The sequence below is a fragment of the Streptomyces triculaminicus genome (assembly GCF_017349075.1).
GTDB lineage: Bacteria > Actinomycetota > Actinomycetes > Streptomycetales > Streptomycetaceae > Streptomyces > Streptomyces triculaminicus.
This window is the reverse complement of the sequence record NZ_JAFMOF010000007.1, coordinates 26,539-52,528: the sequence shown is the minus strand read 5'-3', so window position 1 is coordinate 52,528 and position 25,990 is coordinate 26,539. Positions and strand designations below refer to the sequence as shown.

Annotated in this window: 25 protein-coding genes, 2 pseudogenes and 2 CRISPR repeat arrays; of the genes and pseudogenes, 7 read left to right on the top strand and 20 right to left on the bottom strand. The window is 67.4% G+C overall.

Annotated features, from left to right (window positions below):
- Window position 1 precedes the first annotated feature (1 nt).
- Window positions 2-625 (bottom strand): hypothetical protein, encoded by a 624-nt coding sequence (locus J1792_RS32310; RefSeq protein ID WP_242646996.1) that lies wholly within the window; start codon window positions 623-625, stop codon window positions 2-4.
- 492 nt (window positions 626-1,117) lie between these two features.
- Window positions 1,118-1,573: a CRISPR direct-repeat array (repeat unit 29 nt; unit sequence CGGCTCACCTCCGCTCGCGCGGAGCCCAC).
- Here J1792_RS32310 and J1792_RS32305 point away from each other — a divergent pair.
- The 4 genes from J1792_RS32305 (at window position 1,574) to J1792_RS32290 (ending at window position 5,511) form a co-directional block, all read left to right on the top strand.
- Window positions 1,574-2,440, top strand: coding sequence for a hypothetical protein (locus J1792_RS32305; protein WP_207248811.1), 867 nt, complete (start codon window positions 1,574-1,576; stop codon window positions 2,438-2,440). It begins immediately after the preceding feature.
- A 1,075-nt stretch (window positions 2,441-3,515) separates the two neighbouring features.
- Entirely contained in the window at window positions 3,516-3,995 is a 480-nt protein-coding gene (locus J1792_RS32300) for a hypothetical protein (protein ID WP_207248810.1), read from the top strand.
- A gap of 219 nt (window positions 3,996-4,214) precedes the next feature.
- The gene (locus J1792_RS32295; RefSeq protein WP_207248809.1) at window positions 4,215-4,661 is read left to right on the top strand and encodes a hypothetical protein; all 447 of its coding nucleotides are present in this window, start codon (window positions 4,215-4,217) and stop codon (window positions 4,659-4,661) included.
- Between the two features lie 289 nt (window positions 4,662-4,950).
- Entirely contained in the window at window positions 4,951-5,511 is a 561-nt protein-coding gene (locus J1792_RS32290) for an XRE family transcriptional regulator (RefSeq protein ID WP_242646995.1), read from the top strand.
- 307 nt (window positions 5,512-5,818) lie between these two features.
- Here J1792_RS32290 and J1792_RS32285 read toward each other — a convergent pair whose 3' ends face one another.
- The 8 genes from J1792_RS32285 to J1792_RS32255 form a co-directional block, all read right to left on the bottom strand.
- The gene (locus tag J1792_RS32285; RefSeq protein WP_207248807.1) at window positions 5,819-7,225 is read right to left on the bottom strand and encodes a zeta toxin family protein; all 1,407 of its coding nucleotides are present in this window, start codon (window positions 7,223-7,225) and stop codon (window positions 5,819-5,821) included.
- Window positions 7,218-7,442 carry a hypothetical protein gene (locus J1792_RS32280; RefSeq protein WP_207248806.1) on the bottom strand — a complete coding sequence of 75 codons (225 nt, stop codon included), beginning with the start codon at window positions 7,440-7,442 and terminating at the stop codon, window positions 7,218-7,220. Before J1792_RS32280 ends, J1792_RS32285 begins: the two co-directional genes overlap by 8 nt.
- A 338-nt stretch (window positions 7,443-7,780) precedes the next feature.
- Window positions 7,781-8,065 (bottom strand): hypothetical protein, encoded by a 285-nt coding sequence (locus J1792_RS32275; RefSeq protein WP_207248805.1) that lies wholly within the window; start codon window positions 8,063-8,065, stop codon window positions 7,781-7,783.
- 414 nt (window positions 8,066-8,479) lie between these two features.
- Window positions 8,480-8,695 carry a hypothetical protein gene (locus J1792_RS32270; protein ID WP_207248804.1) on the bottom strand — a complete coding sequence of 72 codons (216 nt, stop codon included), beginning with the start codon at window positions 8,693-8,695 and terminating at the stop codon, window positions 8,480-8,482.
- Window positions 8,692-9,120, bottom strand: coding sequence for a hypothetical protein (locus tag J1792_RS32265; protein WP_207248803.1), 429 nt, complete (start codon window positions 9,118-9,120; stop codon window positions 8,692-8,694). Before J1792_RS32265 ends, J1792_RS32270 begins: the two co-directional genes overlap by 4 nt.
- Window positions 9,121-9,393: 273 nt before the next feature.
- A complete protein-coding gene (locus tag J1792_RS34840; protein ID WP_307843149.1) occupies window positions 9,394-9,636 on the bottom strand; it encodes a peptide deformylase in 243 nt (80 codons plus the stop codon).
- A gap of 5 nt (window positions 9,637-9,641) precedes the next feature.
- Window positions 9,642-9,827 (bottom strand): hypothetical protein, encoded by a 186-nt coding sequence (locus J1792_RS34835; protein ID WP_242646994.1) that lies wholly within the window; start codon window positions 9,825-9,827, stop codon window positions 9,642-9,644.
- A gap of 451 nt (window positions 9,828-10,278) precedes the next feature.
- Window positions 10,279-11,832: a CRISPR direct-repeat array (repeat unit 29 nt; unit sequence CGGCTCACCTCCGCTCGCGCGGAGCTCAC).
- 363 nt (window positions 11,833-12,195) lie between these two features.
- Window positions 12,196-15,453 carry a hypothetical protein gene (locus tag J1792_RS32255; RefSeq protein WP_207248802.1) on the bottom strand — a complete coding sequence of 1,086 codons (3,258 nt, stop codon included), beginning with the start codon at window positions 15,451-15,453 and terminating at the stop codon, window positions 12,196-12,198.
- A gap of 44 nt (window positions 15,454-15,497) precedes the next feature.
- On the opposite strand from J1792_RS32255, the gene J1792_RS32250 reads away from it, so the two are divergent.
- Window positions 15,498-16,052 carry a hypothetical protein gene (locus tag J1792_RS32250; RefSeq protein ID WP_207248801.1) on the top strand — a complete coding sequence of 185 codons (555 nt, stop codon included), beginning with the start codon at window positions 15,498-15,500 and terminating at the stop codon, window positions 16,050-16,052.
- A 50-nt stretch (window positions 16,053-16,102) separates the two neighbouring features.
- On the opposite strand, the pseudogene J1792_RS32245 reads toward J1792_RS32250, so the two are convergent.
- The 10 genes and pseudogenes from J1792_RS32245 to J1792_RS32200 form a co-directional block, all read right to left on the bottom strand.
- A pseudogene (locus tag J1792_RS32245) lies at window positions 16,103-16,494 on the bottom strand (NUDIX domain-containing protein); the annotation flags it as partial.
- A gap of 142 nt (window positions 16,495-16,636) precedes the next feature.
- Window positions 16,637-17,023 (bottom strand): fic family toxin-antitoxin system, toxin component, encoded by a 387-nt coding sequence (locus J1792_RS32240; protein ID WP_307843148.1) that lies wholly within the window; start codon window positions 17,021-17,023, stop codon window positions 16,637-16,639.
- Entirely contained in the window at window positions 17,020-17,316 is a 297-nt protein-coding gene (locus J1792_RS32235; RefSeq protein ID WP_242646993.1) for a type II toxin -antitoxin system TacA 1-like antitoxin, read from the bottom strand. Before J1792_RS32235 ends, J1792_RS32240 begins: the two co-directional genes overlap by 4 nt.
- Window positions 17,317-17,574: 258 nt before the next feature.
- On the bottom strand, window positions 17,575-18,888 hold the full coding sequence (locus J1792_RS32230; RefSeq protein WP_207248800.1) for a site-specific integrase: 1,314 nt from the start codon (window positions 18,886-18,888) through the stop codon (window positions 17,575-17,577).
- A gap of 357 nt (window positions 18,889-19,245) precedes the next feature.
- On the bottom strand, window positions 19,246-19,833 hold the full coding sequence (locus tag J1792_RS32225; protein ID WP_207248799.1) for a hypothetical protein: 588 nt from the start codon (window positions 19,831-19,833) through the stop codon (window positions 19,246-19,248).
- Window positions 19,834-19,842: 9 nt separating this feature from the next.
- Complete coding sequence (locus tag J1792_RS35585) at window positions 19,843-20,610, bottom strand: endonuclease domain-containing protein (protein ID WP_207248798.1); 768 nt, start codon at window positions 20,608-20,610, stop codon at window positions 19,843-19,845.
- Window positions 20,607-21,014, bottom strand: a complete 408-nt coding sequence (locus J1792_RS32215; protein WP_207248797.1) for a hypothetical protein — start codon at window positions 21,012-21,014, stop codon at window positions 20,607-20,609. The genes J1792_RS35585 and J1792_RS32215 overlap by 4 nt, the downstream gene beginning before the upstream one ends.
- A gap of 117 nt (window positions 21,015-21,131) precedes the next feature.
- Window positions 21,132-21,878 carry a hypothetical protein gene (locus J1792_RS32210; RefSeq protein ID WP_207248796.1) on the bottom strand — a complete coding sequence of 249 codons (747 nt, stop codon included), beginning with the start codon at window positions 21,876-21,878 and terminating at the stop codon, window positions 21,132-21,134.
- A gap of 63 nt (window positions 21,879-21,941) precedes the next feature.
- Entirely contained in the window at window positions 21,942-22,439 is a 498-nt protein-coding gene (locus tag J1792_RS32205; protein ID WP_207248795.1) for a hypothetical protein, read from the bottom strand.
- A gap of 457 nt (window positions 22,440-22,896) precedes the next feature.
- Window positions 22,897-24,072 (bottom strand): RICIN domain-containing protein, encoded by a 1,176-nt coding sequence (locus J1792_RS32200; protein ID WP_207248794.1) that lies wholly within the window; start codon window positions 24,070-24,072, stop codon window positions 22,897-22,899.
- A 699-nt stretch (window positions 24,073-24,771) separates the two neighbouring features.
- Here J1792_RS32200 and J1792_RS35220 point away from each other — a divergent pair.
- Entirely contained in the window at window positions 24,772-24,900 is a 129-nt protein-coding gene (locus J1792_RS35220; RefSeq protein WP_278186474.1) for a hypothetical protein, read from the top strand.
- 47 nt (window positions 24,901-24,947) lie between these two features.
- Here J1792_RS35220 and J1792_RS32195 read toward each other — a convergent pair whose 3' ends face one another.
- A complete protein-coding gene (locus J1792_RS32195) occupies window positions 24,948-25,229 on the bottom strand; it encodes a hypothetical protein (protein ID WP_207248793.1) in 282 nt (93 codons plus the stop codon).
- A gap of 13 nt (window positions 25,230-25,242) precedes the next feature.
- On the opposite strand from J1792_RS32195, the pseudogene J1792_RS35580 reads away from it, so the two are divergent.
- Window positions 25,243-25,989: pseudogene (locus tag J1792_RS35580) on the top strand (Tn3 family transposase); the annotation flags it as partial.
- Window position 25,990 lies beyond the last annotated feature (1 nt).

Sequence of the window (25,990 nt, the reverse complement as noted above, 5' to 3'; positions counted from 1 at the left end):
CCTAAGGTTGTCGTAGCGGACCTTCCCGGTCGGCACTCCGCCCAGCACGTTGAGAGCGTGAACGTGGCCCTCGAAGAACGCCTCCTGCCCCGCCGGGGCGAAGATCCGGTGCACTGCCTTGCCCGAGTAAGACATGCGGAACGTGAACAGGCAGCAAGGTCACCACCTCGCTGCCCAACCGTACGGTCACGTCCCCGAAGTCGACCTCCGCCTCAGCCCCGGGCTTGTGGGTCTGCAGGACGAACGCCTCCACCACACTCCGGCCGGCCTGAACCCGGATCTCCTCACGACGGCCAGCGACGTAGCCGCGGACCATCTGGTAGGGAATGTCGTTCGCGCCGTGCTCATCCACCAGCCGCTCGAAGGTCCGCTTCACCGTGTGGCGCTGCTTTCGCGGCGCGTCCAGGTCCGCCCGCAGCATCTCGTCGATCAACGGCTTGAACGGATCCAGCCGAGTCACCCTTGGCGGAAGCGGCTTTCGCGGCTCCGGCCAAGCCGACGACAACGCCTTCTGCACCGTCAGGAACCCGACACCGTACTTCCGCTGGAGAGCACGGTTCGACAGCCCCTGACGCGCATCACAGCGGATCGCCGCGTACAGATCGACCTTGGACTTCGGCAGCACCCGGGCCCCCTCGTCGTGCAGAGCACAACCATGGCCCCGACGCAAGCATCCAGGTGCTTTCAAAACTCGACGACATCACTCTCCCGTGGAAGAAGCCGCTCTCGCCGCCGAGCTACAGGCGCTCTCGAAACTCATCAACAAAGCCAGGGCGGGCGACGGAGAATACATTTGTGGTCGGCCATGGCACATGAGCTGCTCAAAGGGCGGGCATGGAGCTGGTGGTCACCGTCCAGCGCCGTTCTCCGCGCCCAGATGGAACTTGCTGGTGAAGCCGTCACGCGAGTGGCTGAGGCCCTCTCTTTCAGCACCACCTCTACCAGGCGGGCGATGAGGCTCTGCCACGGTTTCGCCCTGGTGTTCCAGTACTTCGTCCCTCTTTGAAGCAGGCGTTGGCGGCGGCGCGGTGCGGGCGCCAGCCGCGTACTGATGCGCGGACGATTGTGGAGTCGACCGAGATGGCCCAGCCGATCTCACCTGCGACGTCGTGGTCGACGGCTCACCTCCGCTCGCGCGGAGCCCACCTCGCCGGGGCCGTCGGACGCCCCCTGCCCGCCGGCTCACCTCCGCTTGCGCGGAGCCCACCTTCCGTCCTCGAACCGGGTGCCGGCCTTCGTCGGCTCACCTCCGCTCGCGCGGAGCCCACTCGGGGAGAACCGGCTGGTGAGGGGCCAGGATCGGCTCACCTCCGCTCGCGCGGAGCCCACGTCCTCGTCGCCGCACGGGCGTTGGAGTTCGACGGCTCACCTCCGCTCGCGCGGAGCCCACGCGAGGATGCGTTGCGCCTTCTCCCGTCGGCACGGCTCACCTCCGCTCGCGCGGAGCCCACCAGGTGTAGGCGTTCTCAGTCGGTTTGCCGTGCGGCTCACCTCCGCTCGCGCGGAGCCCACGCCGCACCACAAGCCCCGAGGATGTGCCCCGGCGGCTCACCTCCGCTCGCGCGGAGCCCACTTGAAGGGGAGAGCCGGGGAGTACTGGAACTCCTTCCGTGAAGACGTCCGCTTCGAGACGTTCTGGAAGACCGTCTCGATACGCGCATGCGAGAAGATCGCGGAGATCGCCATCAGCGCGGCTGACCGGATCCACCGCTCGACCGCAGGCGACCTCCCCACCGCCGACGCCCTTCTCACGCTGAGCAACACCAGCCTCGCCTACAGCACCGCGGCGCGCGAGAGCGTGGCACCAGCCCCGCAGACGAAGGAACAGCCCAAGGTCCAGCAGACTGTCGGCACGCAGCAGATGGCGGCCGGTACCACCGTCCAGCAAGCCGATCAGCCTCATCAGGCGACGGTCGAACCTCAGCAGGTACACCAGGCCCAGCGGCCGGAAGGACCGCCCCCGTACGCCTCGCAGGCCGAAGCGGTTCAGGCCACGCACGAGATCGTGCGCCACTTCCGCGCATGGTGCGAAACCCCCATGGGGCAGGAGCTCGTGCACGGTGACCACCCAAGGCTCGTGGCCTTTCGGGACGCGTGGAAGGAACTCCCACCCGCAGACATGCCCAACGGACCGGGCCCTGCCGCCGCTCCGTACGGGAATGTAGCGGCCAGCGCCCGGTCTCTGTGGCGCGAGGCCGCAGCGTCGGGCCGTTTCGCCGACGCCGACCTCACGGTGCTGCGTGCCATCGCCGACACGGCAAGAGCTCACTCCCAGCGCCTGGGAGCCACTGCACCCCCTGTCGGTGGTGCGGCGACCGCTGCCCCCTCCCGGCAGGCTGCAGCCACGATGCCCACAGCCGCCCAGCAAGCACCGCCGCGCCCGCGCGCGGCGACCGCCCCGCCGCCAGCCCCGGCGAGCTCGCCTCGTATCTCGGCTTAGCAACGGCATGTGGTGCTGGTCGGAGGTCCGCAGAGCTCACCGACCAGCACCACACAAGGAGCGATCACCAGCGAACCGAGAGGCCGTTGCCGCTCTGTGAGCGGACACCGGCACCTCCTTCCCCATGGACAGCTTGATCCCGTTCAGCGGACAACCCGTCGACTGATTCATTCAGGTGGTGGCCGGCGCTGACGGGCTCCCGCAGCTTGATCCTCGAATGTCACGCTCTGCTCGCGGTGGATCAGAGGCTGGTGACCAGGCCGCACCCCTACATGAGTCGCCCGCGTGTCGGCACATCCGTAGGACAGGACGCCGACGCCGTCAGTGGCAGGCTCATAGGTACGGGTACTCATGTGCGGGACTGCTGGTGTCGCCTACCTTCGGAGGGTGCCCACAGACTCGACATCATCACAGCCCACCGCGGGGAAGCGTGGCTGGTGCTGCCTGCTACCCATCCTTTTACCCGTTGTCTGGGTCCTTGCCGCTGCTTTCCTGCCAGGAAAGGCCGGCGAGGTTGTGGGTTGGGCACCGATCTGGCTAGTGGCCGTGCTGTGGAATGGCGAAGACGGCCAGGGCGGCATCAGCCACTTGCTCGGCTAGGAACGCCGGTCCCCCATACACCCACATCAGCCCGTCCACGCTGTACCGCCTGCACGCCCCAACGGCAACCGGACCATGTCAGCAGATCTGTCCGCTGAACGGGATCGAGCTGTCCATGGGGAAGGAGGTGCCGGTGTCCGCTCACACCGCTCACGGCTGAGGAGCGCCGCCGAGGCTGATCATTCGCCGCCGCAGCGTCGGCGATAGGGTGGCCCGGCTTGAGAGACAGGCGGGGGAGTCCACGATGAATCCGTACCGAAAGATCGCACGAACAGCCTGTGCGGCTATGGCCCTGGGCATGGCAGCGGTCGGATGCGGCACAACGCAAACGCAAAATCACCCCATGGCCGCCTCGCCGTCCCCCGGTGCCCCAGGCAGTAGCCAGGAGAAGAAGAGTGCAGCGTCTGCCGCACCGCTGACCCGCTCAGCGCTACAGCCTCTCCTCCTGACGGCTTCCGACCTGGGACCCGGCTACGTGGCCCAGCTGGCCGATCCTGCTACCCCCAGTGCCGACGACGAGAGCAGCGAGGCCCACGGTTGTCCGGCGCTGCAGGCAATGGACCAGCAGAACATCACCTTCCCCGCTCAGGTCGAGCAGGACTTCTCCGCTCAAGGCAACTCACGCCAGCAGGTTGACGAGACGCTTGGCAGCGACACCCCCGCGAAGCTGGACGCGACCCTCAGCAAGATCTCGCAGGCTTACCGGAGCTGCCAGTCGTTCACGGTGAACGGCGTCACAGCCACCATCAACGTCATCGATCCACCTGCACTCGGTGACCAGCGGTTCGGCTATGTCATGACCATAGCCGCGCCCTCCGGTACCACCGCCATCAAGGCGCTGGCGATCCGAGAAGGCAGCGTCATCCTCATGCTCAGCGGCGATCCCGCCGCAGTAGACAGCGCCCTGCCGACAGCGTTCGACAAGGTCCGGTCGCGAGCATCGAAGACCGGGTAACTGCGCGTCTGGACAGGGGTGGGGCCGATCGGATCCCGGTGTGGTGCCGGATGGTCCTCAGGATGCGTGTGTGGCGGGGCTCGATGAGGTCAAGGCGACGTTCTGGGGCGAAGACCTCCACCTATGGGCGGTGCGGCACCATGGCCCAGGCCGACCAGCGTGCCCAAAACGGCAACCACCGTCGATCCTGACATACCCACCGCCGGGAGCGAAGCGGCAATGAGCAGCGACGCGGATCGTGAAGAACCGAGCCGCGCTTTGAGTACTTGGCCGATGGAACGCCTCTGGGCGTTCGCTCTGGAGGCTCAGGGCCAGGAGCTTGAGGCAGCGCGTGTCATCGCGCAGGCACACGCCGACCGGTGCGAGGAACCGCAGGAAACCCGACGCCAGTGGGCAAAGCTCTCGTTGCAGGTCAACCAGCTGCTGCCCAGCGACACCCAGTGGGACCGAGCACGCCTCGCGCAGCAGAATTTCATACTCCGAATGTGGGTGATCGACCAGCTCGGTCCCGATGATGAGGACCCGGACTGGAACCCAGAAAGACTGGCGGCCGATACTGCCGCGGTCTTTACTCTCGCCCCTTCTGATACCCGTGCTCTCGCAGGCCACTGGCGTAGCCTCGCCATCGATCAGATCGGCGAGCTAGACGGCGGCACAAGAACCTGACTGCCCACGTGGACAGGCTTGTGAAGCACTTGCGCCCCAGCCCATCACGGGATCAGCTTCTTGTCTGGGCTGAGATACATCGACACTTGCCCTGAACGGCTCGCGTGGTCAGCCCGCCGGGTGACCGTCCCAGGCAGGGTCACCCGGCTCGCCAGCCGGGGCCTCTGTGGCGTGCGTCGGCCGCGTGCCAGATGGGGAGCTGATCCCGCACGCGCGAAACCGCGTGGACGCATCAGGTGTGTTGGGAGTGGATGAAGCGGTGTTGTGGCCCAAGGCAGTAGGGGCAGTCATGAAGACTGGCCCGGACCGAGAGATCATCTCGGCCTATCCGTACCGTTCGACGTGCCCGTCTTCCGTGTGGCGGCAGCTCATCGGCGACAGCACTCGGGACATCGTCCTCGCCGGTTACACGAACTACTTCTTCTGGATCGAGCAGCCCGCGTTCCACGCCACACTGCGGGCGAAAGCCGAGGCAGGATGCCGCGTACGGTTCCTGCTCGGTGATCCTGACGGCCGGGTGACTCAGCAGCGCGAAGGTATCGAGGACGTGGCCTTCAAGGTGTCCACGCGCATCCGCATCAGCCTGGACGAGCTGGCCAAGCTGCCAGACCTCCCGGGCCTGGAGGTACGCTTCTCATCCGAGGAGGATGCCACGAACCATGTCGGCTTGTCGGTCTTCCGGTTCGACGACCAGGCCCTTGTTACGCCGCACCTCGCACGGTTGGTTGGGCACGATTCGCCGATGTTGCACCTGCGCAAGCTCCAGGAAGGCGGCCTCTTCGACCGTTTTGCCGAGCATGTCGAGGAGCTTTGGGAGCGCGGCTGCCCTGCCACGCTGACTGGCGAATGATCAAGGTCCACTGGTCGCCGTAGAGTCGCCTGCCGGTATGCCAAAGGTAGCTGCCATGGTCCTTTCAAAGCGTCTGGCCGCGACACAGCCCGTCGCCGCTGGGGGAGCGTCGGCCGCAACCGCACCCCGCCGCATCGCGGCACCTCACGTCGACGCTGTTCAGCAACAGGGCCCGCCCTGCCCGCGCGCGGCGGGTGCTCCGCAGCCGACGGCTCGCTCCCCCCGAACCCCGGCGTGGTGACGCAACAGTGGCGCTGATCTGAGGTGTATCCAGGCCAGCGCCACTGCGATGTCGCTTGGTGGAGCTTTAGAGCGAGCGGCCCCGGCCACGGGGAGGATGCTGCGGACCCCGAAGACGAGGAGCACTTACCGCCTGAGGCGGAGGCGTGGCCTGCGAAGGCCGAGCCGGCCGCAGGGCAGCGTGAAGTTGCTGCCTCAGCCCATCCTCTGCCTGCCGCTGCACAGGCGACAGGCCTCTACGCCTCATGATTTCGGCGGCTGCCTGCTGCCGGTGACCACCCAGCTGCTCCGACCGCGCCTGTGCGGCCCGGGCCTGGCCCCGGGCGTACTGCTGGTCTTCCTGGGCGGCCTTACGGGCCCGGTCTATGACCTCCGGGGCTGCTCCTTGCTTCGTGAGTAGTTGCACGGCATCGAGTGGTTCCTGACCGGCCGGCGGGCGGGCGACCCGAAGGGCGGCCTCTTCCGCGCGCGCCAGCTGGGAGTGCAACTGAACGAGCTGTGCGTCCGGCACCAGTTTGAGCGGTATATCGGACGTCGGCGGCTCGGATACCACTGCCTCCAGCATGGACTGGACAGCGGTGTGTGCGACGCGCAGGTCGCTGCGGGGATCAGGGTCGGCCATCACAGCGACGGCCTCGGCGTCGAGGGACACACGCTGCAGAACAGGCCGGGAAGTGGCATCTATCTGCCCACGAGCGGCCAAGTCGATGACGACTTCGCGCCGGCGCTCCATCCATCTGCCTGCGTCGTCCGCCGGTAACGGCCGGGCACGTCCAGCCGCCAGAGCCTGCACCGCGGCGGGCTCACCCGTCCAGAGGCCGTCGGGTCCGCGTTCATTGACGTACAGATCGGCACCGGACCGGTCAGTGATGGTGATCCGGTGCACCGCGGGGCTGGCCTCGGCGGCCGCGATCGTCTCGGGCATCATCCGCAGCGCAAGGTCGTGCAGGTCCGGCGGCGTCCAGCGCCCGCCCTCCAGGTACCGATGCAGGCTGTCGAGCCGGCTCCGCTCCTCGCGCACCGCCAAGCCGACGACCTCGACGGTGTATCCGGCCTCAGCAAAGCGCTCGGCGGTCGAGAGCGTCATGGCCGGATCCCGGAAGACCCCCTCGAGCATCAGGCTGTACCTGTTCTCCAGCGCGTGGTCGATGCTCATCCGCACCCATGCGCCGGACGCCTGTCCGGTGGCATCGGGGAAGAGCCAAGGCTCCTTCTCCAGTATCTCGTGGTGCTGAGGATGGAAGGGGCGGAGCTCATCGCCAGTGAGCGGAACCAGCTGGCGGTCGGCGTGCCGCTGCTGTGCGGATTTCATCGCCTGGCTCTTGCCTGCCGCCGGCTGTCCTCCCAGCAACACCAGCACCGGTTGGCTCTGCGGTGAGAACCTGGAGAAGAGGAAGTTCTTGACACCGCGGCGTTCGTGGAAGATCGCCGCTAACTCGGACTCGGCTAGGAAGTAGTCGCTTGCCTCAGCCACGTGCAGCCTTCAGCGCCTCAAGCTCCGCCCTCCATATCCGGATATGCGCGATCAGCTGAGCTCGGTCGCGGGCTGGCACTGCGTGCTGGGTATCGCGCAGCGTCATCACCTTCTGCCACCACTCCTCGCTTTCCTCCTCCGTGGAGGCAGCACGCGATAGAGCGATGTACTGGCCGGTGAGCTGGGAAGCGGTCTCGGCGAAGGTGTCGTAGACCATGGCTGTTGGCACATTGGGGTATGGGTCATCGGGCTCTGGACGCTGGGCGTGTGTGTTCATTGGTGTTCTCCTTGGGGCAGTAGTGGTGCGCAGCACCGTGCGGGACGGCGGCTGCTCAGCCGCCAGTTGTCGATCTTGCCGAACGCGGTGCGGAAGGCAGACGGCGGCCCCTGGACAAGAGGGGCAAGGCAGGCTCGGCATGTGGTTGATGTCGGACTGCTTCCCGTCGGTCCCGGCCCCATCACCGCCCGCTTCGACATCCAACGAGCCCGGCGAGGTACAGGGTCTATTGGTTGTACGCCCATGCGCGGCCGGTACGCCGGTAGTAGTCGCTTGCCTCAGCCGCGCTCACCCTTCAGTTCCGCCAGCTCAGCTGCCCACAGTCGGATGTGCGCGATCAGTTGGGCACGGTCGTAAGCCGGCACCGCCCGCTTGGTGTTGCGCAGTGTCATTACCTTCTGCCACCATTCCTCGCTCTCGTGCTCGGTGGCGGCGGCATCCATGCGGGCCACGTATGCGCCGGTGAGCTGGGAAGCGGTCTCGGCGAAGGTGTCGTAGACCATGGCTGTCGGCACATTGGGGTACGGGTCATCGGGCTCTGAGTGCTGGGTGCGTGTGCTCATTGGTGTTCTCCTTGGGCCGATAGTGGTGCGGAGGACAGCGCGGGGGTGGCGGCTGCACAGCTGCCAGCTGTTGATCTTGCGGAACGCGGGGCGGAAGGCAGAAGGCGGGCCCTGGACAAGGGACAAGGCAGGCTTGGCATGTGGTTGATGCCGGACTGCTTCCCGCCGGTCCCGGCCCATCACCGCCCGCTTCGACGGGTTCTGTATCTGCGCTGCTGAGGCCCCGGCGCCCAGACGCTCGGCTTACCTCCGCTCGCGCGGAGCTCACTTTCGACCAGCTTGGCCTTCGCCTTGTCGGGCTTCGGACTCGTAATCTGTCCCCAGGAGAAGTAGCCCTGTGTGACACCCGACCGTGTCGTGGTCACTGCGGGTCTCCCTGGTATTACTGCTGAGCGCGAAGGACTTCACCGCAGGTCAGAGGATGCGGCGCTGGCCGGGGACGAGTCGCCAGTGGCCCGGGTATTCGGCGCTGCAAGTCGCGCACTGTGCGCGGTAGAGGGCGGCGGCCGGCCCGAGGGTGTCGGCCGGGCGGGCGTGTAGGCGCTGCCCCTCGATGACGGCGAGGAGTTCTGTCCACGGGGTCGGGCAGGTGCAGGCGGGTGGTAACGCCTCGTCAGTCGGCGCGGTCATTCGTCGCTCCCGTCGTTGGGCGGGTCGGCGGCTCGCCATTCGCGGGGCTTGAGGCCGGTGGCGTGCTGGACGGCGGCGACCTCGGCGTGGTCGTAGGCGGTGCGGACGCCGGAAATGGACATGCCGGCCGCTGCAGCGAGGTCAGCGAGCTTGTAGGGGCGGGGCCGGGTGAACTCTCGGCCGTAGGCTACGAGCCGGCGGATCTCGGCTTCGGCTTCTTCGCGGCGGCGCCGGGCACCGGCGAGGGCTGACAGCAGCGGCTCGGCGTCGTCGCCGTGCGCGTCCCAGGCGGTTTCGAGATTGAAGGCGGTGCGCTCGCGTGCCTCAAGGATGTCTGTCCAGGCCTCGCTCCTGACCTCCTCGGGGAAGTCCTCAAGGTCGGGCGTCGGGTGGAGGATCGCAGCAATCTCTTCGTACATACTCATAGGTTCAGCCTGCGCAATGTTTTGCGATGAGCGCAACAGATTTCATCGTTCGAAATCAGCCAAGCTTGCGTAGGTTCGCTCTTGGTTCTCGCCAACGTCCAGTTGCTGGAGCAAGACCAACCTCCCGAGACCGAGACCCTGCTTGCCGGCGGCGGCACCGGGCTTGCCGGGGACGTGAATGTGTCGGCACGACTGCCGGAGCGGCAGGTACGACGCGCTGACTCACCCAACGCGGAGGAAGCGCTGGACGGTAGGGCGGTAGAGGTGAGAAGGCTATTGGTCGTAGGTCCATGCTCGGCCAGTCTGCCGGTACTCCTCCGCTGGGATCGGTTCGACGCCGGGTCGCATGCGGGCGGTGTAGAGCAGGCCGTCGAGGTGATCGATCTCGTGAGCGACTAGCCGGGCGAGGCCCTGCTCGTAGACCGTGGTGACCTCGGTGCCGTCCAGGCGGTGGTCACCACCGTGATCATCAGGGGGCGCGGGACCATGCCGCGGACGTCGAAGAACGACAAGCACCCCCCCTATTGCTCGTCCGTCTGCTCCGAGCGGGCGGCGATGCGAGGGCTGAGCAGGACGATCGGCGCGGCGGCGGAGTCGGCCGGCTGGGCGAGGGCCGCCGCCCGGCCGATGCCGGTGTGTGGGGCGGCGATCCCCATGCCTTTGGCGAAGGGGTGCACGCGCGCGATGCGCTTCATCGAGGTGAACAACGTCTCGACGGTGTGCTCGGCGGTCTCTTTCTCAGCGGGCAGGGGTGAAGGGCCAGCTGGCCTCGGCGAGGAGGGGAGCGCCGTACTGCGCGACACCGAGGTCACGCATCTGATCGCTGGGCCGCACCGCCGTCACGCCGGCTCCCTGCCGCTCGTTTTGGTCTCGGGCCGGGCTCGGAACTGCCACTCGAGACGGTACCGGGCGTGAAGGGGGCCGGTGTGGAGGTCGTCCAGGAGAACAACCGCGTTCCGTTCTCGTCCCGCCGGACGGGGGCAGTCCGCAGCGGGCCCCCATCATCCGGCGCGCGGTTCGGCGCAGCGCAGGGCCAGGCACGGTTGCGGACAACAGCAGTTCGAGCCGCATGTCCATGTCGAGGCTGAAGGTGTCGCACGGTTGATGTTCGACCAGAACAGCGAGGTCAGCCCCCGCGGACTCTGGGGCCTTGTCGGCTGGTTCACCTCCGCTCGCGCGGAGCTCACGGAATCTCGATCGGCACGGGCGTGCTGACCCACGGCTCACCTCCGCTCGCGCGGAGCTCACTCGACTCCCTGGCGGGCGGCGGACTGGGCGACCGGCTCACCTCCGCTCGCGCGGAGCTCACCCATCCGCCGTGCCGGGCGGCCTCGATGGGGTCGGCTCACCTCCGCTCGCGCGGAGCTCACGTATTCGGGCTCGCCGCGCTGGCCGCCGCCCGCGGCTCACCTCCGCTCGCGCGGAGCTCACTGGGCAGGCAGTGGCTCGACGAGGCCAAGCTGCGGCTCACCTCCGCTCGCGCGGAGCTCACGCCGGGACGAGGCCCGAGCAGCCGCACAGCAGCGGCTCACCTCCGCTCGCGCGGAGCTCACGGTAACTGACGTCGAGTGACATCCCAACAAACCGGCTCACCTCCGCTCGCGCGGAGCTCACCATCAGCCTCCCGTCACCTGGATGAACTCCACCGGCTCACCTCCGCTCGCGCGGAGCTCACCCCAGGTTGCTCGGTCCCTGCCACACGACGGTCGGCTCACCTCCGCTCGCGCGGAGCTCACTAGGGGGCGTGTCCACCCGGAACAGCCGGGCGCGGCTCACCTCCGCTCGCGCGGAGCTCACGCTCCCGTGAACGGGTAGAAGAACGCCCCCGCCGGCTCACCTCCGCTCGCGCGGAGCTCACAGGCCTGCCAACACGCTGGTGATGTCGTCGGCCGGCTCACCTCCGCTCGCGCGGAGCTCACGACGGCGTGGTGCTTGTCGTCGCCGTGGCCGTCGGCTCACCTCCGCTCGCGCGGAGCTCACTTCCTGGCGGCCCTCGGCGAGGAGGCGGTCGCCGGCTCACCTCCGCTCGCGCGGAGCTCACCGCTTCCCCGCCGTCGGCAAACAGCCTGAAGCCGGCTCACCTCCGCTCGCGCGGAGCTCACTACAGCGAGCTCGGGTGGGAAGCCTACGACGACGGCTCACCTCCGCTCGCGCGGAGCTCACGGAGGCATTAGGTGTGACCTGCGGTTTTGTTGCGGCTCACCTCCGCTCGCGCGGAGCTCACTCTTCGAGAGGTTGGCCCCAGGTGGCCCACTGCGGCTCACCTCCGCTCGCGCGGAGCTCACGCCAGCGAAGGTGCACACTCGATCCGCAGCTACGGCTCACCTCCGCTCGCGCGGAGCTCACAGGATGAGCTTCAGGTCAAGGTCGGTGGCCCGCGGCTCACCTCCGCTCGCGCGGAGCTCACGGCTCCAGCCGGAGCGGTCAGCGCTGGTTAGGCGGCTCACCTCCGCTCGCGCGGAGCTCACGTGGTCATGCTGCTCTGGCCGCTGATCGTCGTCGGCTCACCTCCGCTCGCGCGGAGCTCACCCGACTGGTCCACGTGTGGACCAGGACCCGTCAGGCTCACCTCCGCTCGCGCGGAGCTCACGTACGCGGGGCCCGTAGAGGGCCCTTTACGGACGGCTCACCTCCGCTCGCGCGGAGCTCACCGGGCCACCCCGGTCGCGCGGTGAATGCTGGCCGGCTCACCTCCGCTCGCGCGGAGCTCACCCTTCGCGACCTGCAGCGTTGTAAGGGCTTTGCTCTTTCTTGACGCTTAGCTGCATATGGCACAGCATCCATGAACATGATGGATACACGCTTACACACTCAAGGGCCTGGGGGCGGATGGTTATGAGAGTGGTCCTTTGAAGCTCAGCTCCTTCGGCATAGCCACCCGGAGCTTGTCCCGGTCACCGACCGGCCTTACTTGGCCGTCGCTCGCCCAACGTCGTACGGGCCACGTTAGTTCTTCCTGCGGCCGACGAAGGCGAGGCCGATGAGCAGGGAGTGCCTGGTCAGGGGGGCGGCGCTCTGATGCCGAGTGGAGATGCGTTGCGGACGTCACTGCTGCGTTCCCTCGATCCAGTTGTTCTACCGGCTGATGCCTTTGAAGCCTGCCCTTCCAGAGCCGTAGTCCGGGGGGCGGCGATGAGGTCCTGGCACCTGGCGTGCCTGTTCGGCGGCGCGGCGTTGGGCCTGCTGTCGCAGCGCTTCGGAGTGCTGAGCGGCTTCCCGGGCACGTTGGGCGGGTGGGAGTTGCTCCTGCCGGGCGGCTTCCTTTCGCAGTTCAGCCGCGCGGCGGGTATGCCCCTCGGCGGTGCGGTTCTGGGCGGCGGCCTGCTTGAGCAGGTGGTCATAATCCTGACGGTCTACCTGCTCAGTGCGCTTGGCGATTTCTGGCAGCCGGGCGCGACCCTGCGCGATCCGTTCCGACACTGGCTGGTGTGAGGTGCCGCCTGCGACCACGCTAACGTGCTCATGGGCCTGGCCCCGCAGGTGCTTAGCCTCGTCGCGTTGGTCGGTGGCCTGCTGACTCAGAGCTTTGACCTGCTCGGTGCGCTGGGAGATCTGCCCCGCGAGTGCGTCGGCTTCGGCCATCATCCTCTTGCGTTGCCCGAGCAGCGCTGACCGTGTGAGCGCGGCGCGCTCCCGTAGGTCCTCTTCGCGACGTGCCTGCTCACGGTTGGCGTCAAGTAGAGCCTGGACCTGGCCGTCAAGGGTATCGGCGCGCTGGTCGGCGGCATCGGCGCGGACCAGGCAGTCCTCGGCGGAGGTCAGACGAGCGACGACGAGAGCGTACTGCCGACGGCCTGGGGCGGCGTCGGTACCCAGTACCGCGCCCAGCTGATCGGCCTGGGCTGTGAGCCGCCGGGCCGACTCGCGTGCGCGGGCGGCGGCCCTCTCTGCTTGTTCAGCAGGGGTTTGGGTGGTCGTCGACCTGGACCGCGCGGCGGCAGCGCTCAACGCTCGGAAGCCTGATGCAGAGGCTGGAACCGATGGGCGTTCCGCTGTCTGCTGGGGATCCGGGCCAGGCTGCGTGGGCGGGCCGTCCAGACCGCCTTCCGTCGCGCGGTGCCTGGCCAGGTGAGATCCTTGCAGGGCGGTGGCCATGAAGCCGGCTGCGACGTTGCCGCTCTCCGGTGGGGTTGTCTTCGCGTCAAGGAGAGCAAGACGGGCCATGTCGTCTCGACTGAAGACGTTGCTGGGGAGCATGCGGGATGCAGCGCCGGTCACGTCGACTGAGTGACGCTCGCCGCTTGCTTCGAACTCCAGCCGGTAGCCGAGGTACTGGCGATCCTTGTCGAAAAGCAGCTCTCCTTGGACCTGGCCGCCCGACGACCGAGCCCAGGACTCCAGGGAGTCGAGGGTCTGGGGTATCCGGGAGATCCGGCCGAGGCACGCCACGTATGCGTCTCCCTCGATGCCGAGGGGGTTGCCCGCGCTGTCGAGGGCTGCGAGACGGACCTGGCCATTGGGTCCTGGCACTGTGCCGACCGCACCGAGGTAGCGGTCGGAGTACGTCACGAGGCGCCCGTCTCCGCCGTACTGGGCGTCGTGTTTGCGACGCAGCTCCGTGTATTGGGCGTCGTTGTGGAGGACGAATGGCGCATCCTTGCCGACCATGGAGACCCTGGCTTCAGGATTGGCCTCCAGGATGATCTCGGCATTGGCGATGGCGGCGCCGCCGACCCCGGCGATGACCCAGTCGTTGGCGACGAGCGGGTCGTAGGCGCCGTCACCGACCTCGTCGCCCATCAGGACACGCTCCGGTGCCGCGGCGCGGGCGTGCTCCCACGCTGCGGTGGCACGGAGCGTCTCAGCGGCGCCCGCCACGCGCGGATCGCCCGAGGACTGCAGGACGTCGGCCACCAGCGGGTCGGTGAGCACGGCGAGTGATGAGGCTGCCCGGCCTTCGCCATGGGGCAGCTCGAGCAGCTGTTCGCGGGCGCGGAAGGCCTGGGGTGTGCCTGCGGCCTTGAGGTGCTCCGCGAGGACCTCGGTCGCTTCCGGCACGGTCGGCACCTGGCGGTTCGCGCCAGGGATGATCTCGGGCGGGATACCGGTGGCGACGAGCGGGGAGCCCTTCACCTCGATCCTGATGGGCTCCGAGCCGTCGGCCGGGGAGATTTCGGCGATCAATCGGCCTGCCGCGTTGATGCTCAGGTTCGCCCGCCCGTCGACGAGTGGACCACGGGCTGCGGCGGTGTCCTCCCAGAGCTGAAGAGCCGGGAGCGGCACTCGCTGTTTGGGATCCGCGAACTGGTAAGGATCGCCCATACCGCTCTGCCGAAGATGTCGTACCTGGTCAGCGGACTGGACGATCGCCTTGATGGGATCCACATGCCAGCGCCCGCGCGCGTCGACGAGCAACACGTCCGGGTCACGCCCGGCTAACACGGCCCCGCCGCCGATCATGACCTCGCGCTGCGGGTACCGGCCCTCAGGCAGCGTGGCCTGTTCCGCGCGCAGTTGGTCGAGCGTCCGGTGGCTGAGCGCGGTCCGCTGTTCGGCAGCCACAGAGGCAGCCTGCCCCAGCTCCTCCCGCGGTAGAGGCGTTCCGTCCGGCCGCAGCCCGGGCATGGGGAACTCGCCCAGAGGCTGTGGAGCCTGTTCCTGAGCGGCCCGGGTCGCCCTCGCTTCGCCCAGCGCCCGCGCGTCCACCGTACTCAACCGCTCGAGGGGAATGGCGAGTTCTTCCAACGCATCACTCGCCTGGGCCTGCAGATGCGGAAGCGCGATATCCATACGCACCTTGGCCGTGTACGTCTCGGCAGTGTGCTTCTGTTCGTCGGAGGCCGGCACCACCGGCCGTAGCCCCGACTCATCTATGAGTGTCGAGAACCGGTCACGGGCCTCCCGACGCTCCGGGGCGGTGAGCGCCGCGTCGTTCATCCTGGCAGCAAGGTAGTTGAACTGGCCCACCCGGCCCAGGTCCTGATCGGACAGCTCCGGATGCGCGGGCAGCGCGGCGCCAGGGGCAAGCAGGTTGCGTAGTGGTGGCTTCCCGTTCACCGCGGTCCGTCCCCGCACGGCGAGAAGCTCGCCCACTTCGCGCGAGAGCACCTCGCCGACGCGTGTCGGCGCCAGGGTGTCGGCGAGCTGGACGACGTACCGATCGGTCGTTGTGTTGGTGAAGGTGCGCGCCAGGAGCGGCTGCGGCAAGGCGGCTGTATCCAGGCGCAGCTCGACCTGCTTGCCCTCGGAGTCGCTCAGTGCGTAGAAGCGCCGGCCGTTCTCCTCAGCCACAAAGCTGTCACGTAGTCGGTCGGCGTATAAGGCTCGCAGGACCGTGGGCAGGGCGGCCTCGGCTTCGGTAAGCAGCCGTTCTGCGTCGGTACCCTGGTCCACTGACGTCCCCCCGTTTGGCGTCTTCTTTCCCCTAGGATGATGGCATGTTGATCACTCGTTCGATGCAGGAAGCCCACCTGTACATGGATCTGCATCCCTGTGTGTGTGGCACGGAGGAGTTCGATCGGCAACACCGCCTGGAGGACCGTGATGGGGTCCTGACCTCCGTGTACGAGGGCGTGTGCCCACAGTGCGGTCGCACGCGCTTGTTCGAGTTCACGATGTCCAGCGAGCGTCCGCCCGCACCACCCGCGTTCGGTGGCCCGGAGCCCTCGCGAATCATCGACCCGGGCGAGTTCATGTGGATCGGCGACCGAGTGTCTACCGAGTCCGGGCTGCGGCTGCTGAACACTCCGCCTGCCGAGCACCGTGAGATCCGTCCGGCCACCGCGTATGCGATCGCTGCATTCGAGGAGGTGGCCAAGTTCCTGCCCGAAGGCGCCGACTGCATCCCGGAGGACCGATTCACCTCCGAACGAGGGCGTGAGATGTACGCCAAGGACCCGTCACGGTTCACGCGTAAGCGCATCACCTCCCACCTCGAGCTGAAGCGGGAGATCCTCGCCGGCATCGACCGGTTCAGTCCGCCGCAAGACTGAGAGGGCTCTCAAGGCCGCTCAGACGGGCACTGAAAACGGGGATCAGGCCTTCAGGCCCAGCAGCAGGGGACCATCAGGCCGAACAGGGTGGCGCTGCTGACGATCTCCCGTCGGGTGATCATGCCGGCGGGGATGTCAGCCAGCGGGATCCACTCCAGTCGGTCCGACCTCGTTGCGTTCCGTCGGTTCACCGATGCAGCGGACCCCGTCCGCGCGGAACACGAAGTGCTGGGAGTCGGTGATCCCTGCTGCAGGCTGGGCGTAGATCAGTTCTTCGGGCGCCGCCCGGTTTCTTCCTCCAGTTCCCGGGCGGCGGCGAGGTGTCCGTGACGAAGCGGCGGCGCCACATCATCAGGACGCGCTGCTGGTCGTCGACGGCCGCTGCTACGGTGCGGTCCCGAAGCCGAACGACGTGATAGTCGCTGCGGAGACCGTCGGGTTGCGTGAGGCCGTGACGGTGACCAGATCGCTTGTCGACTGCCTCGGGAAGCCCGTTGATCAGCTTCGTCGCCGACACGTACTTGACGCGGAAGTCGTGTGACTGTTGGCGTCCATGGCGCCGACTTCGATGGGCGGCACTGGCCTTAGGTGGTCCAGGCGTGCAGTTGGCGGGCGATCTGGGCCACGCCGGCGGTGCCTGCGGCGGCTTCGCGGACGAGTGCGACTGCGTCCTTGGGCCGGTACTCGAGGTGGTGCCGGTTCAGTGCGAGGAAGGCCTCGGTGGCGTGCCAGGCGAATGCGTCGTTGGAGTGTTCCAGGCACGGTATCCGTATGAGGCTGTGCAGCAGTGCCCCGGCTTTGAGGTGCTCGGAGCTGTAGATGTCCCGGTCCATCGCTCTGGCGTACATGCGGGCTACAGCGCCGAACAGTGGTCCGTAGTCGTCGACCTGAGGGTCGCCGGGCAGGAGTTCCGCGGCGTGGAGGAGGAAGGGGACGTCGATCCGGAGTGGTGGTTGCTGCTCGTCACTCACGCGGCGCGACCCTGTCCCTCAGTCTCAAGGGTGCTGTGGGCCTGCTGCTCGGCGGCACGCTGCTCAGGAGTCGGATCGGACGCCCCCGGCTCAGTGGTGAAGGCCTCGTTACTGCGGCTGACCGAGGCCTTGAAAGCTTCCAGGAACCTCGCCTCGACCGCCGTAGCGCGCTCGTAAGCAGCCGAGAGGATGTATTCCTGCATGCTCACCCCGGCTTCCTTCGCGGCAGCCGCGATAGCTGCACGCTGCTCCGGGTCAGGAAAACGCAAGCTCATAGCCTTCGGATCTGCCATGATATCGACGGTACCAGTGATACCGGTGGCCTGCCAGCCCGTCTTACTTCATCTGCTCCGTTCCGGCGGTTCTCCCCCACAAGCGACGCTGCTCTGGCCCCCCAGCTCGCGTCGACCGCGCGGCCGGTGTCACCGAACCTGGCCCATGTTCGCGAGCCGGTGCAGATTCCGTGACACCGGAGCAGGTTCGCCGAGACGGGACATAAATGAGCTGTCGATGGGGGAGAAAGCGGCCATCGCGATGGATTCCGGATAGGCTCACGTTTCCGGGATGAAACGGGGCATTTTGGCCTGGCTGCCGTACAGCGGCACCTGCTGGAGCGGGTCTCGCTTGCCGACTCCGTGGCGGCGGTCGTAGACGGTGTCGGCGGTGTGGGAGCCGTCGGCCCAGCGGCCGGCGATGTTGCGCTCGGCGAGGGGGACGCCTGCTTCGGCGAGGTCGGTGTTGGCGCCGGCGCGCCAGGAGTGGCTGGTTACCTTCTTGTCGTCGATGTACGGCACGCCTGCCTGTTCGGCGAGGTGCTGCAGACGCTCGTTGAGCGAGCCGGGCCGCATCCGGTTGCCGCGCTTGCGGTCGGCCGGGTACGTCACGAGGTTGCCTCCGCGGGTCAGCGCTCTGAAGAGCGGATCGTCCGGGCCGGCGGCGCCGAGGTCCTTGAGTACGGCGCGCCAGGCGCGGGCGCGGCGGACGAGCTGGAGGTCTTCGCGGTCCTCGATGAAGCGGCTGGATCCCCGGCCGGCCTGGTCGGTCTTGGAGACGGCGGTGGTGACGAGCAGCCCGGTGTCGTAGACCCTGATCCGCTTGTTGAGCTGGTCGGCGAGCTCCATCTCGCGGTGGAGGTTGGAGTAGGCGAGGGCAGCGAGGAAGGCGTCGCGTTTGCCGATGTTCGTGGACTCGTCGATGGCGGCGATGATGCGGAGGTTGTACTCGAGGGTGACCGCGGCGGAGCGGTCGACGGTGCCGCCGGCCTGGGTCCAGGTCTTCTTCCATGCGCGGATGCGGCCCTTGATGCGGGACGGGTCGGGGCGCAGGTCGACGGGCTGCCAGTTGTAGATCCGGGACATGTACTGCCCGACCGAATCCGGCTTGAACTCCCCGGCTTTTCCACGCCGGATGAGGTGGAGACCGTAGGCGGTGTAGGTGGCGGTCGTGCACGGATACGCCAGCCGCGGCGGGTCCTGCGTCGCGCACCACGCTTCGAACGCCCGGACCGTGGAGTCGCGGTTGATGCGGGTGTTCTCCGCGAGGTCCTCTTCCTCCAGGTCCGCCACGTCCTCCTCGGACAGCCGGAAGTCGGCATCCGTCCACGGCGGGCGGGCGTCGGCGAGCGGGGGCAGCTGGCCGGGGCCGAGCATGGTGTGCTGGGTGACGAGGTACCGCGGTCCGGCACCCGCGATGCCGTCCGGCGTCGCGGCGGGCAGTGACGGGTCGGCCGGGACGAGTTCCGCGTCGATGATGTCGCCGTCGGTAGCCCCGGTCACCTCGAGGCGCTGGAGGGGGACGGCCGGTTCCCCGGCGCTGACGGGACGGCCCGTCTCGTTCGTCTGCTCGTCTTCGTCCTGCCGGCTCACACAACCCCCGGAAGTGGCATGTCCACGCCGCGATTTCGCCGTCCGGCGAGTTGGCGGTTATTCCAGGCAGAATACCCGGCTACTCGTCAGTAACTGGTGCGGGGCGCGATTCTGATGCCCCGCCAGGGGGTCGGAACCGCTGTGCGGCCCGCTGGCGGGCTCCCGGGGCCGCCCGGACTCGATCACACCGGGCCGCGCGCGTTCGGCTGCGAGAGGGGTCATTTTGCAGGCCACCTTTTCTGGCGGTCTCGGGCGAAAATGGATGTTTGGGCATCTTCATCCCGGCTCCCCTTGGAAGTCCGTTGCGTGCCGGCGTCGCCGGACCCGGCTTCGGCCTCGGTGGCCAACGGGAGCTGATCAGCCTCCGTGGTCTCCAGGATTCACTGGAGGCTTGTCCATTCGCCGTGGCCAGTATCTGATGTGCTGGAAGATGCGCCACCCGACAAGGAGGGCCGCGTACAGAACGAGGCATTCCTGATCCAGCCAGGGCGACTTGCATTGGACGGTGGATGGCGGCCAATAACCGATGATGCACGACACGCCTGCGGTAATGGAAAGCGTCAAGAGGACGGCTCCCATCTCATGAAATTGGGCGGTGCTAAATGCATCGAGAGAATTGGATTTGTCGGCAGCCAGGTTTTCGGCAGCGAGGCGTGCGGTGAGGACGATGATGATGCCCACGCCAATCGCCCCAGGGGGGCCTGCCAGCCAACTCACGCACGGCCCCACCTGGTCCGCCGCCGCGAGAAGCACCGCTACCTCAAGGAACGCGAGGAAAGTCAGCACGAGAACGGAGCTGAGGAAGGGCCAAACGATCCGCCAGCCACGCGCATCAAGGCTCTGACGGGCTTGCCCGGGGCCTCGGCCTTCGACGACGGCGGCGAGCAGCACGAGGGGGATGACCGCAGCGAGCACGCGGGCGAACTCGGCTTCAGTAGCTGACATGGCGTCCTCTCACCGAGGCCCTGGACGCGGCCTGGACGGGCCCCGCCTGACCTGCGGTGCCGTGCGGCACGTCTCGGCCTCTTCAGTGCCAGATTCCTCCGGCGGGGGCGGCAGCTGCTCCCACCACGGGGTCACGCTGCGGCGGTAGCGGGGCGGCAGTGGCTCGGCGAAGCCGGTGACGGAGTTGTAGTAGCGCAGCCGGACGCCGAGCAGCACCGTCGCCGGGCGCTGCCGGTAGTGCCGGAACACTGCCCCGCCGCTGAAGTGGTGGCCTTCCTTCACATTGCAGGACTTGCACAGCAGCCCGCGGACGAGCCCGCTGGTATGGCAGTGGTCGGTGACCAGAGTGTCCCGGCGGCTGCACACCGCACAGCAGCCGTCCTGCCAGAAATTCAGCGCCATTTCGCCCCGGAATTCCGGATCACCGCCCGCGCCGAGCATCCTCGCCAGTGCCTCCCCCATCCGGAACTCGGCCCGGTACCCGGCCACCAGGGTTTCCACCGGATCGGGCGGGACCTCCCACGACCAGCAGGCCGGTTCTTCGGGAAGCATCCATCCCTCATCCAGGAGGTTGTAGTTATCGCCCGGGCCCGGTGTCGCCGAACCGTGGCGGGCCCGCTCCTCATCCGTCCGGTGACGCACGCAATTCACCGGACCGGGCTTGTCCGGGCCGCCGATCCCGGGAAAACTGCACAGACGCCCCGGCCATCTCTCGGAAATGACGTTCTGGCAGACCCACCGCAACTCCGATCGTTGCGCGCTGCTCTTCCTGCTCACGGTGCCAAAATTCCTTCCAGTTGCGCGGCGTCCACCAGCCCTTGCTCGCGCAGGGCCCTGGCCCGCAACCGCCACTGAATCTGTCGCTGCTCTTCCTTCACAACGACCTCCAGGGCTTCTTTGGCATACTTGACCAGAACGCCGAATGCAATTCCGCTGAGCGTCTGACGGGCAGCTTCAAGGAAGGCCCGGGCCAGCAGAAGATCCCCTTCCTGATCCCCGGATGCCTTCTCTGATTCCGGCGGAACCTTTTCCGCGATGCCCATCAGGATGCAGAACTTCCGAAGCTCCATCTGATCGTAAAAGGCGCACAACACCCAGGCGGCCGCCCCGAGGCCGGAAGGCCAGCAGGCGCGATCCCTGAACTCCGCGAAAATACGGCCGCCCATCTCGCGGCGGAACATCTGTGAATGGACTGTCACCCCGCAGGCATACCGCCGCGAGGCCGCCGGGCGCCGACGCAACATGGCCGCCCCGCTGATATCGCGGCAGCGCGTCACCCGGACAGAGGGACGGGCCCTTTAGAACGAGGGCTCGGTGGTGATCGAGTTCAGCAAGGTGCGCAGACGGCGGTCGTCATCGGTCTCCAGGCCCGCGGTGTCATGGCCCCAGGCCATGAGGCCGTTGAGAACGCGCACGCGACGGTAGGTGTCTTCCTCGGTGGCCAGGAGGCGCCGGGCGCAGCCGGCGAGTTCCGTTTGGTGGCGGGTGAGTCCAGGGGCCTCGGCGAGAGGAATGGCCGCGAAAAGGGCGGCGTATCGCACTTCGTGTTCATCGTCGTGGAGAAACGCGGCGACTTGTTGGTAGAACGCCGGGCGGAGCGCGAACAGGGTTTCCTCATCTGGCGAAGGATTACCTCCGAATTCCTCGCGGGCTTTGACGTTATCGTCGGTGTGGCTGAGGAGATACCCCAGCCAGATGAGCAGCATGGCGCGCAGCGGGTGCTGCCGGTATTCGTCGACCGCGTGCCGGTACACGCCGATGGCTGCGATGCGCGGATCGGGGAGGATCGCGGCCATGTATTGGGCGGCTGGCACGGCGGCGGGATAGATGAAGGTTTCAAGCCGAAGAGGAGCCAGATCCTCGTCCATGACGCGGGCCTGGACTGCGGGGTCGGCGTCGAGCAGCGCGCGCAAGGCGTCCGGTATCGCCACGGCAGAGCCCTGGGAATGCCACAGGCTTTCCCAGTCCGCCTCGCGCAGGACAGTCTCGGGATCAGGAAGGCCCGGTGCCTGCGGAGAATCTGATGTGCCGTTTGGGGCGATCACGAGCCGACCCTACGGCCCGCCTCCGACACCCAGCCCCCGGCGAGCGAAGCCGACCACCGGGCTCTACGCCCCGCTGGACGTGCCGAGCTCGCGCAGCACCAGGGTGCGCGACATCGCCGGCGCCGCCCGCCGCGCGGGTTCCCGCCGCTTGCCTGGCGCGTCCTCCGCCCGCAGTGCCACCCCGAGCAGCTCGAGCCATCGCGCCTCGGCGGCTCTGGCGGCGAGCACGCCGGCCACCGCGTCCTCCACGCCCGGCGGGTGGTCTACGTCCAGACCGGCCGCCGACGGCACCGCCTCTGACGGATCCTGGCCCACGCCTGGACCACCCGCGCCCGATTCCGCTCCTGACGCCGGCTGATCTACGGCTGGACCACCCTCTTCGGGGGCGCCGCGGCCGGGCGGGTCGTACTCCTTGTGCGAGCCGTAGCGGAACAGCTGCTCACCGGTGAGCAGTTCTTCGTGCGCGTCGACGCGCTTGCGCAGCCGGGTGGCGCACCAGTCCGTGAACTGGTCCTCGACCTCCCAGCCCCGGGCCCGCGGCCACTGTGAGGAGGTAGCCATGCCGCAGGCATAACGCCCAGCCGTCGAAGGACACAGGCGCCACCACGGACACTCGACTGCAAGTCTCGCTACCTTGCAGCTGGTGTCTGGGCTAGGACACCGGGGCCTGCAACCAGGGGTTGGTTCACTCGATCGGCAGGACGTCAGCGCTCGCGGACGCGGCTCGGCCCGAGGTGCATGAATCCGGCAACGCCCAGCACTACCCCGAGCTTCCTGCACTGAGCTTCTTCGAGTTGTCCGCCGATCGAGCGACGGGCGGTGAGACGGAACGCGCGAGGCCCCCGTGCTGTTGATCGAGATGTCTGACGTCTCAATCTCGCTGCTCGGGGGCCTCGTTGGTCAACTACCCTGCCCTGCTTGATCTGCTCGCCGACCGCGCACCAGGCCTGCGGCAGGTCCTGCGCGAGCCCGACTCCTACTTCGGCCCGCTACGCCGACTCGGTGCTGAACGCCACGGTCAGCGCCACTGAAGCAGAAACTTCTGGTTCGGGGCTCCGCTGCACTTGTACAGGCCGAGCCAGGCACCGTTGCTCATCGCGTAGTTCAGTACGTCCATGCACAAGCCGGTGGCGAGATGCACGTACGAGTAGACGCCTACCTGGACAGGGTCGGGGACGGGTCGCCAGTCTTGGGTCTTCTGTCCCTGGCAGTCCCATTCGTTGAGGTAAGTACCGCTTACGGCATCGGGCCCGCCATAAGCGTCAATGCACTTGCCGGTCTGCTTGTTGACGAACTTCATCGACCTGGATACTGAGCCCTGACCGATTCGCCACTGCTGATTCCCGCCGTGATGGTCATCGTAGGTGATGATATGTGTTCCGTTGGTACTTGACTGGCCAGCCACATCCAATACGCGTCCGTTATTACTGATGCTGGTCACAGCAACGGCGTCCGAGGACCTGCGAGCAGAAAACTGCACTGGATAATGGTCCGACCCCCTGCCGCCCATCCGTTCGGCGGAGTAATTACCTCCGATATCCTGCGATGAAACCAGGTAGTCCAGTTCGTTACCCCTTTGGTGCGTAGGGTTTCCGCTGCGATAGACATGCGCATGGAGGTCACGGAGCACTCTTTCGAACGAATCCTCATCCGGGCTCCGGTTGAAGTCGCCCATTGCATGCCACGCCGAGACATGAGCTATCGACGCCTCGGTCCGAATGCTGTCCAGCAACACCGCAACGTCCCCACCCCCGCTGGCGAGCGCGTGCAGGTTGAAGTAGGCATTGGTGCCGAAGACCAGGCCCAGCGCAGGGCGACCCCTGACGCGCCCGGAGGTGAGTCCCGGAGCGACCAGGACGTTATCGGCAGCCTGGTGCGTAACCATTGCCAGGTTGACCCGACCGTCCGAGAACGGATTCAGGTAGTAAACGTGCCGGTCCCCCCGCCCTGTCCGCCAGAGGTAATGTCTGACCGTGAATCCGTGGATCTGGTAGTCGTTTTGGTGCACCATCATCAGACGGGGATCGGCTCCGGCCTCCTGCACCGCGACAATGCTGTTTTCCCTGCTGAGTACCTCGACCTCGGTCCACCTGGCACCCTGAGAATTATAGGTGGCCATCTTGATCTGCTCTGGCTTCAGGTCTGCGGCGTACGCTGGAGAAGTCGGCAACCCCACAAACGCACCGATGATCATTGTGAACGCTGCCAATAGGGCAACAATTCTCGTATTTTTTTGCATGTAAAACAATCCAGTCGTTCTCAAATCCAGTCCCTCCAGAAATCCCGCACTAGACTATCCTTCACTGGGCGTGGAAACCGGATCCCCTTCGGCGTGCCAGGTTCGGCAATACGAGCAGGGGCCCGGAAAGGGCGAGCGAGAGCCCGGGGCCGTCTTCTCCCTGGCGGTTTTATACTTCATGCCTCCACCTTCAGATGCGTATCAATAGAACACGGGTCGGCATCGGAGGGCAGGCGCGGAAGGATTCCCGTCCCAGCTGTTTCCTTGCGGCGTGCATGAGATTGGCAGGTACCGATGTGAGCTGCCAATCTGGCACAGAGAAATCAGACTCCCATTCCCCGCTGACGCTTCGCTCACGTCTTGCTGACGCACCGCTCACGTTGCCGGTGCGTCGGGGATGCGGCGTAGCTGATGTCCACATCGGCGCCGTCCACCTGGAACGGCGGGTGGCCGGGCACGTCGGCCCGCTGCACATCGTCGCGGGGCCAGCGCACCGGCGCGTCTGCGTCGATGAACCCGCCGAGCTTCTCGAACGTCTCCTGGCCGTACGGGGAGTGGGACAGGCGGGGGAAGTGCAGAGTGATCGTCCGCCCGCCCTCCAGGGCGAGCGTGGCCGGCTCCGGCGGCGGCTCAGCTTCGAAGATCTTGCCGTGGATGCGCAGCCAGTCCTCAGCGGCGGCGAGCTGGAACCGGGGGCTTTCCTCCGTACCGCCGACGGCGGGCGGGAAGTCGACGTGGTGGCGGCGCCAGTTGGCCCACGGCGGCGCGGCCGACGCCGGCTAGCCGCGCGATCATGCGAGAGGCTGACCAGGGACTCGTCCCGATGTCCCTCACCCGAAAGAGACACGTGCGACGACGGCCAGGAGCTCACCGGTGCGGGCCGCTTGCGTCAGGACCGTCTCGTCGGCGGCGTCCTTGACCGGTCCGGCGACCAGGACGTGCTGGGCGCGGTCGAGGAGGTCCCACCAGTGCTCGGGCAGGGGAACGGTCTCGGCCACGTCCCACAGGTGCGGCAGGACGTCGTCGCCCTCCTCGGTGACGTGGGTCAGACAGACCAGGGACCGGGAGGCGATGTCCACCCGCAGCCGCCAGGAGACGTCGAGCCCCGGCATCCGGCGCAGGTCCCTGCCGCAGGGCGCGGTGGACCGCGACGCCTACGTGGTGTGCGTGCTGGAGCAGCTGTACCGCGCGTTGATGAGCCGCGACATCTTCGCTTCCCCCTCGCATCGCTTCTCCAATCCGCGGGCCCGGCTGCTGGACGGCAAGCCGTGGCTGGCGGTGCGCGAGGACGTGCTGGCCGGTCTGAGCCTGGACCGTCCGGTCGAGGAGCATCTGGCGGAGCTGGTGCGGGTGCTGGATGCGGCGTGGAAGCAGATGGCCGAACGCCTCGAAGAGGCCGGCGCGGATGCGAAGGTCAGCATCGAGGTGCAGCCCAACGGGCGGGCCAAGCTCAATGTGGACGCGCTCGGGGCGCTAGGGGTGCCCAAGTCGCTGAGCTGGCTGCGCAAGCGGGTGGAGAGGATGCTCCCGAAGATCGACCTCCCGGACCTGCTGTTTGAGGTGCACTCCTGGACCGGCTTCCTGGACGCCTTCGTGCACCTGGGCGACGGCAAGACCCGCATGAAGGACCTGACGACCTCGGTCGTCGCGCTCCTGGTTTCCGAGGCGTGCAACATCGGCATGACCCCGGTGGTCAACCCGGGCCACGAGGCACTGACCCGCTCGCGGCTGGTCCACGTCGACCAGTAGTACCTGCGCGCGGACACCATCGCCGCGGCCAATGCCGCCCTGATCGAGGCCCAGTCCCAGGTGCCGATCGTCCAGTTCTGGGGCAACGGGCTGCTCGCCTCCGTCGACGGCCTGCGCTTCGTCG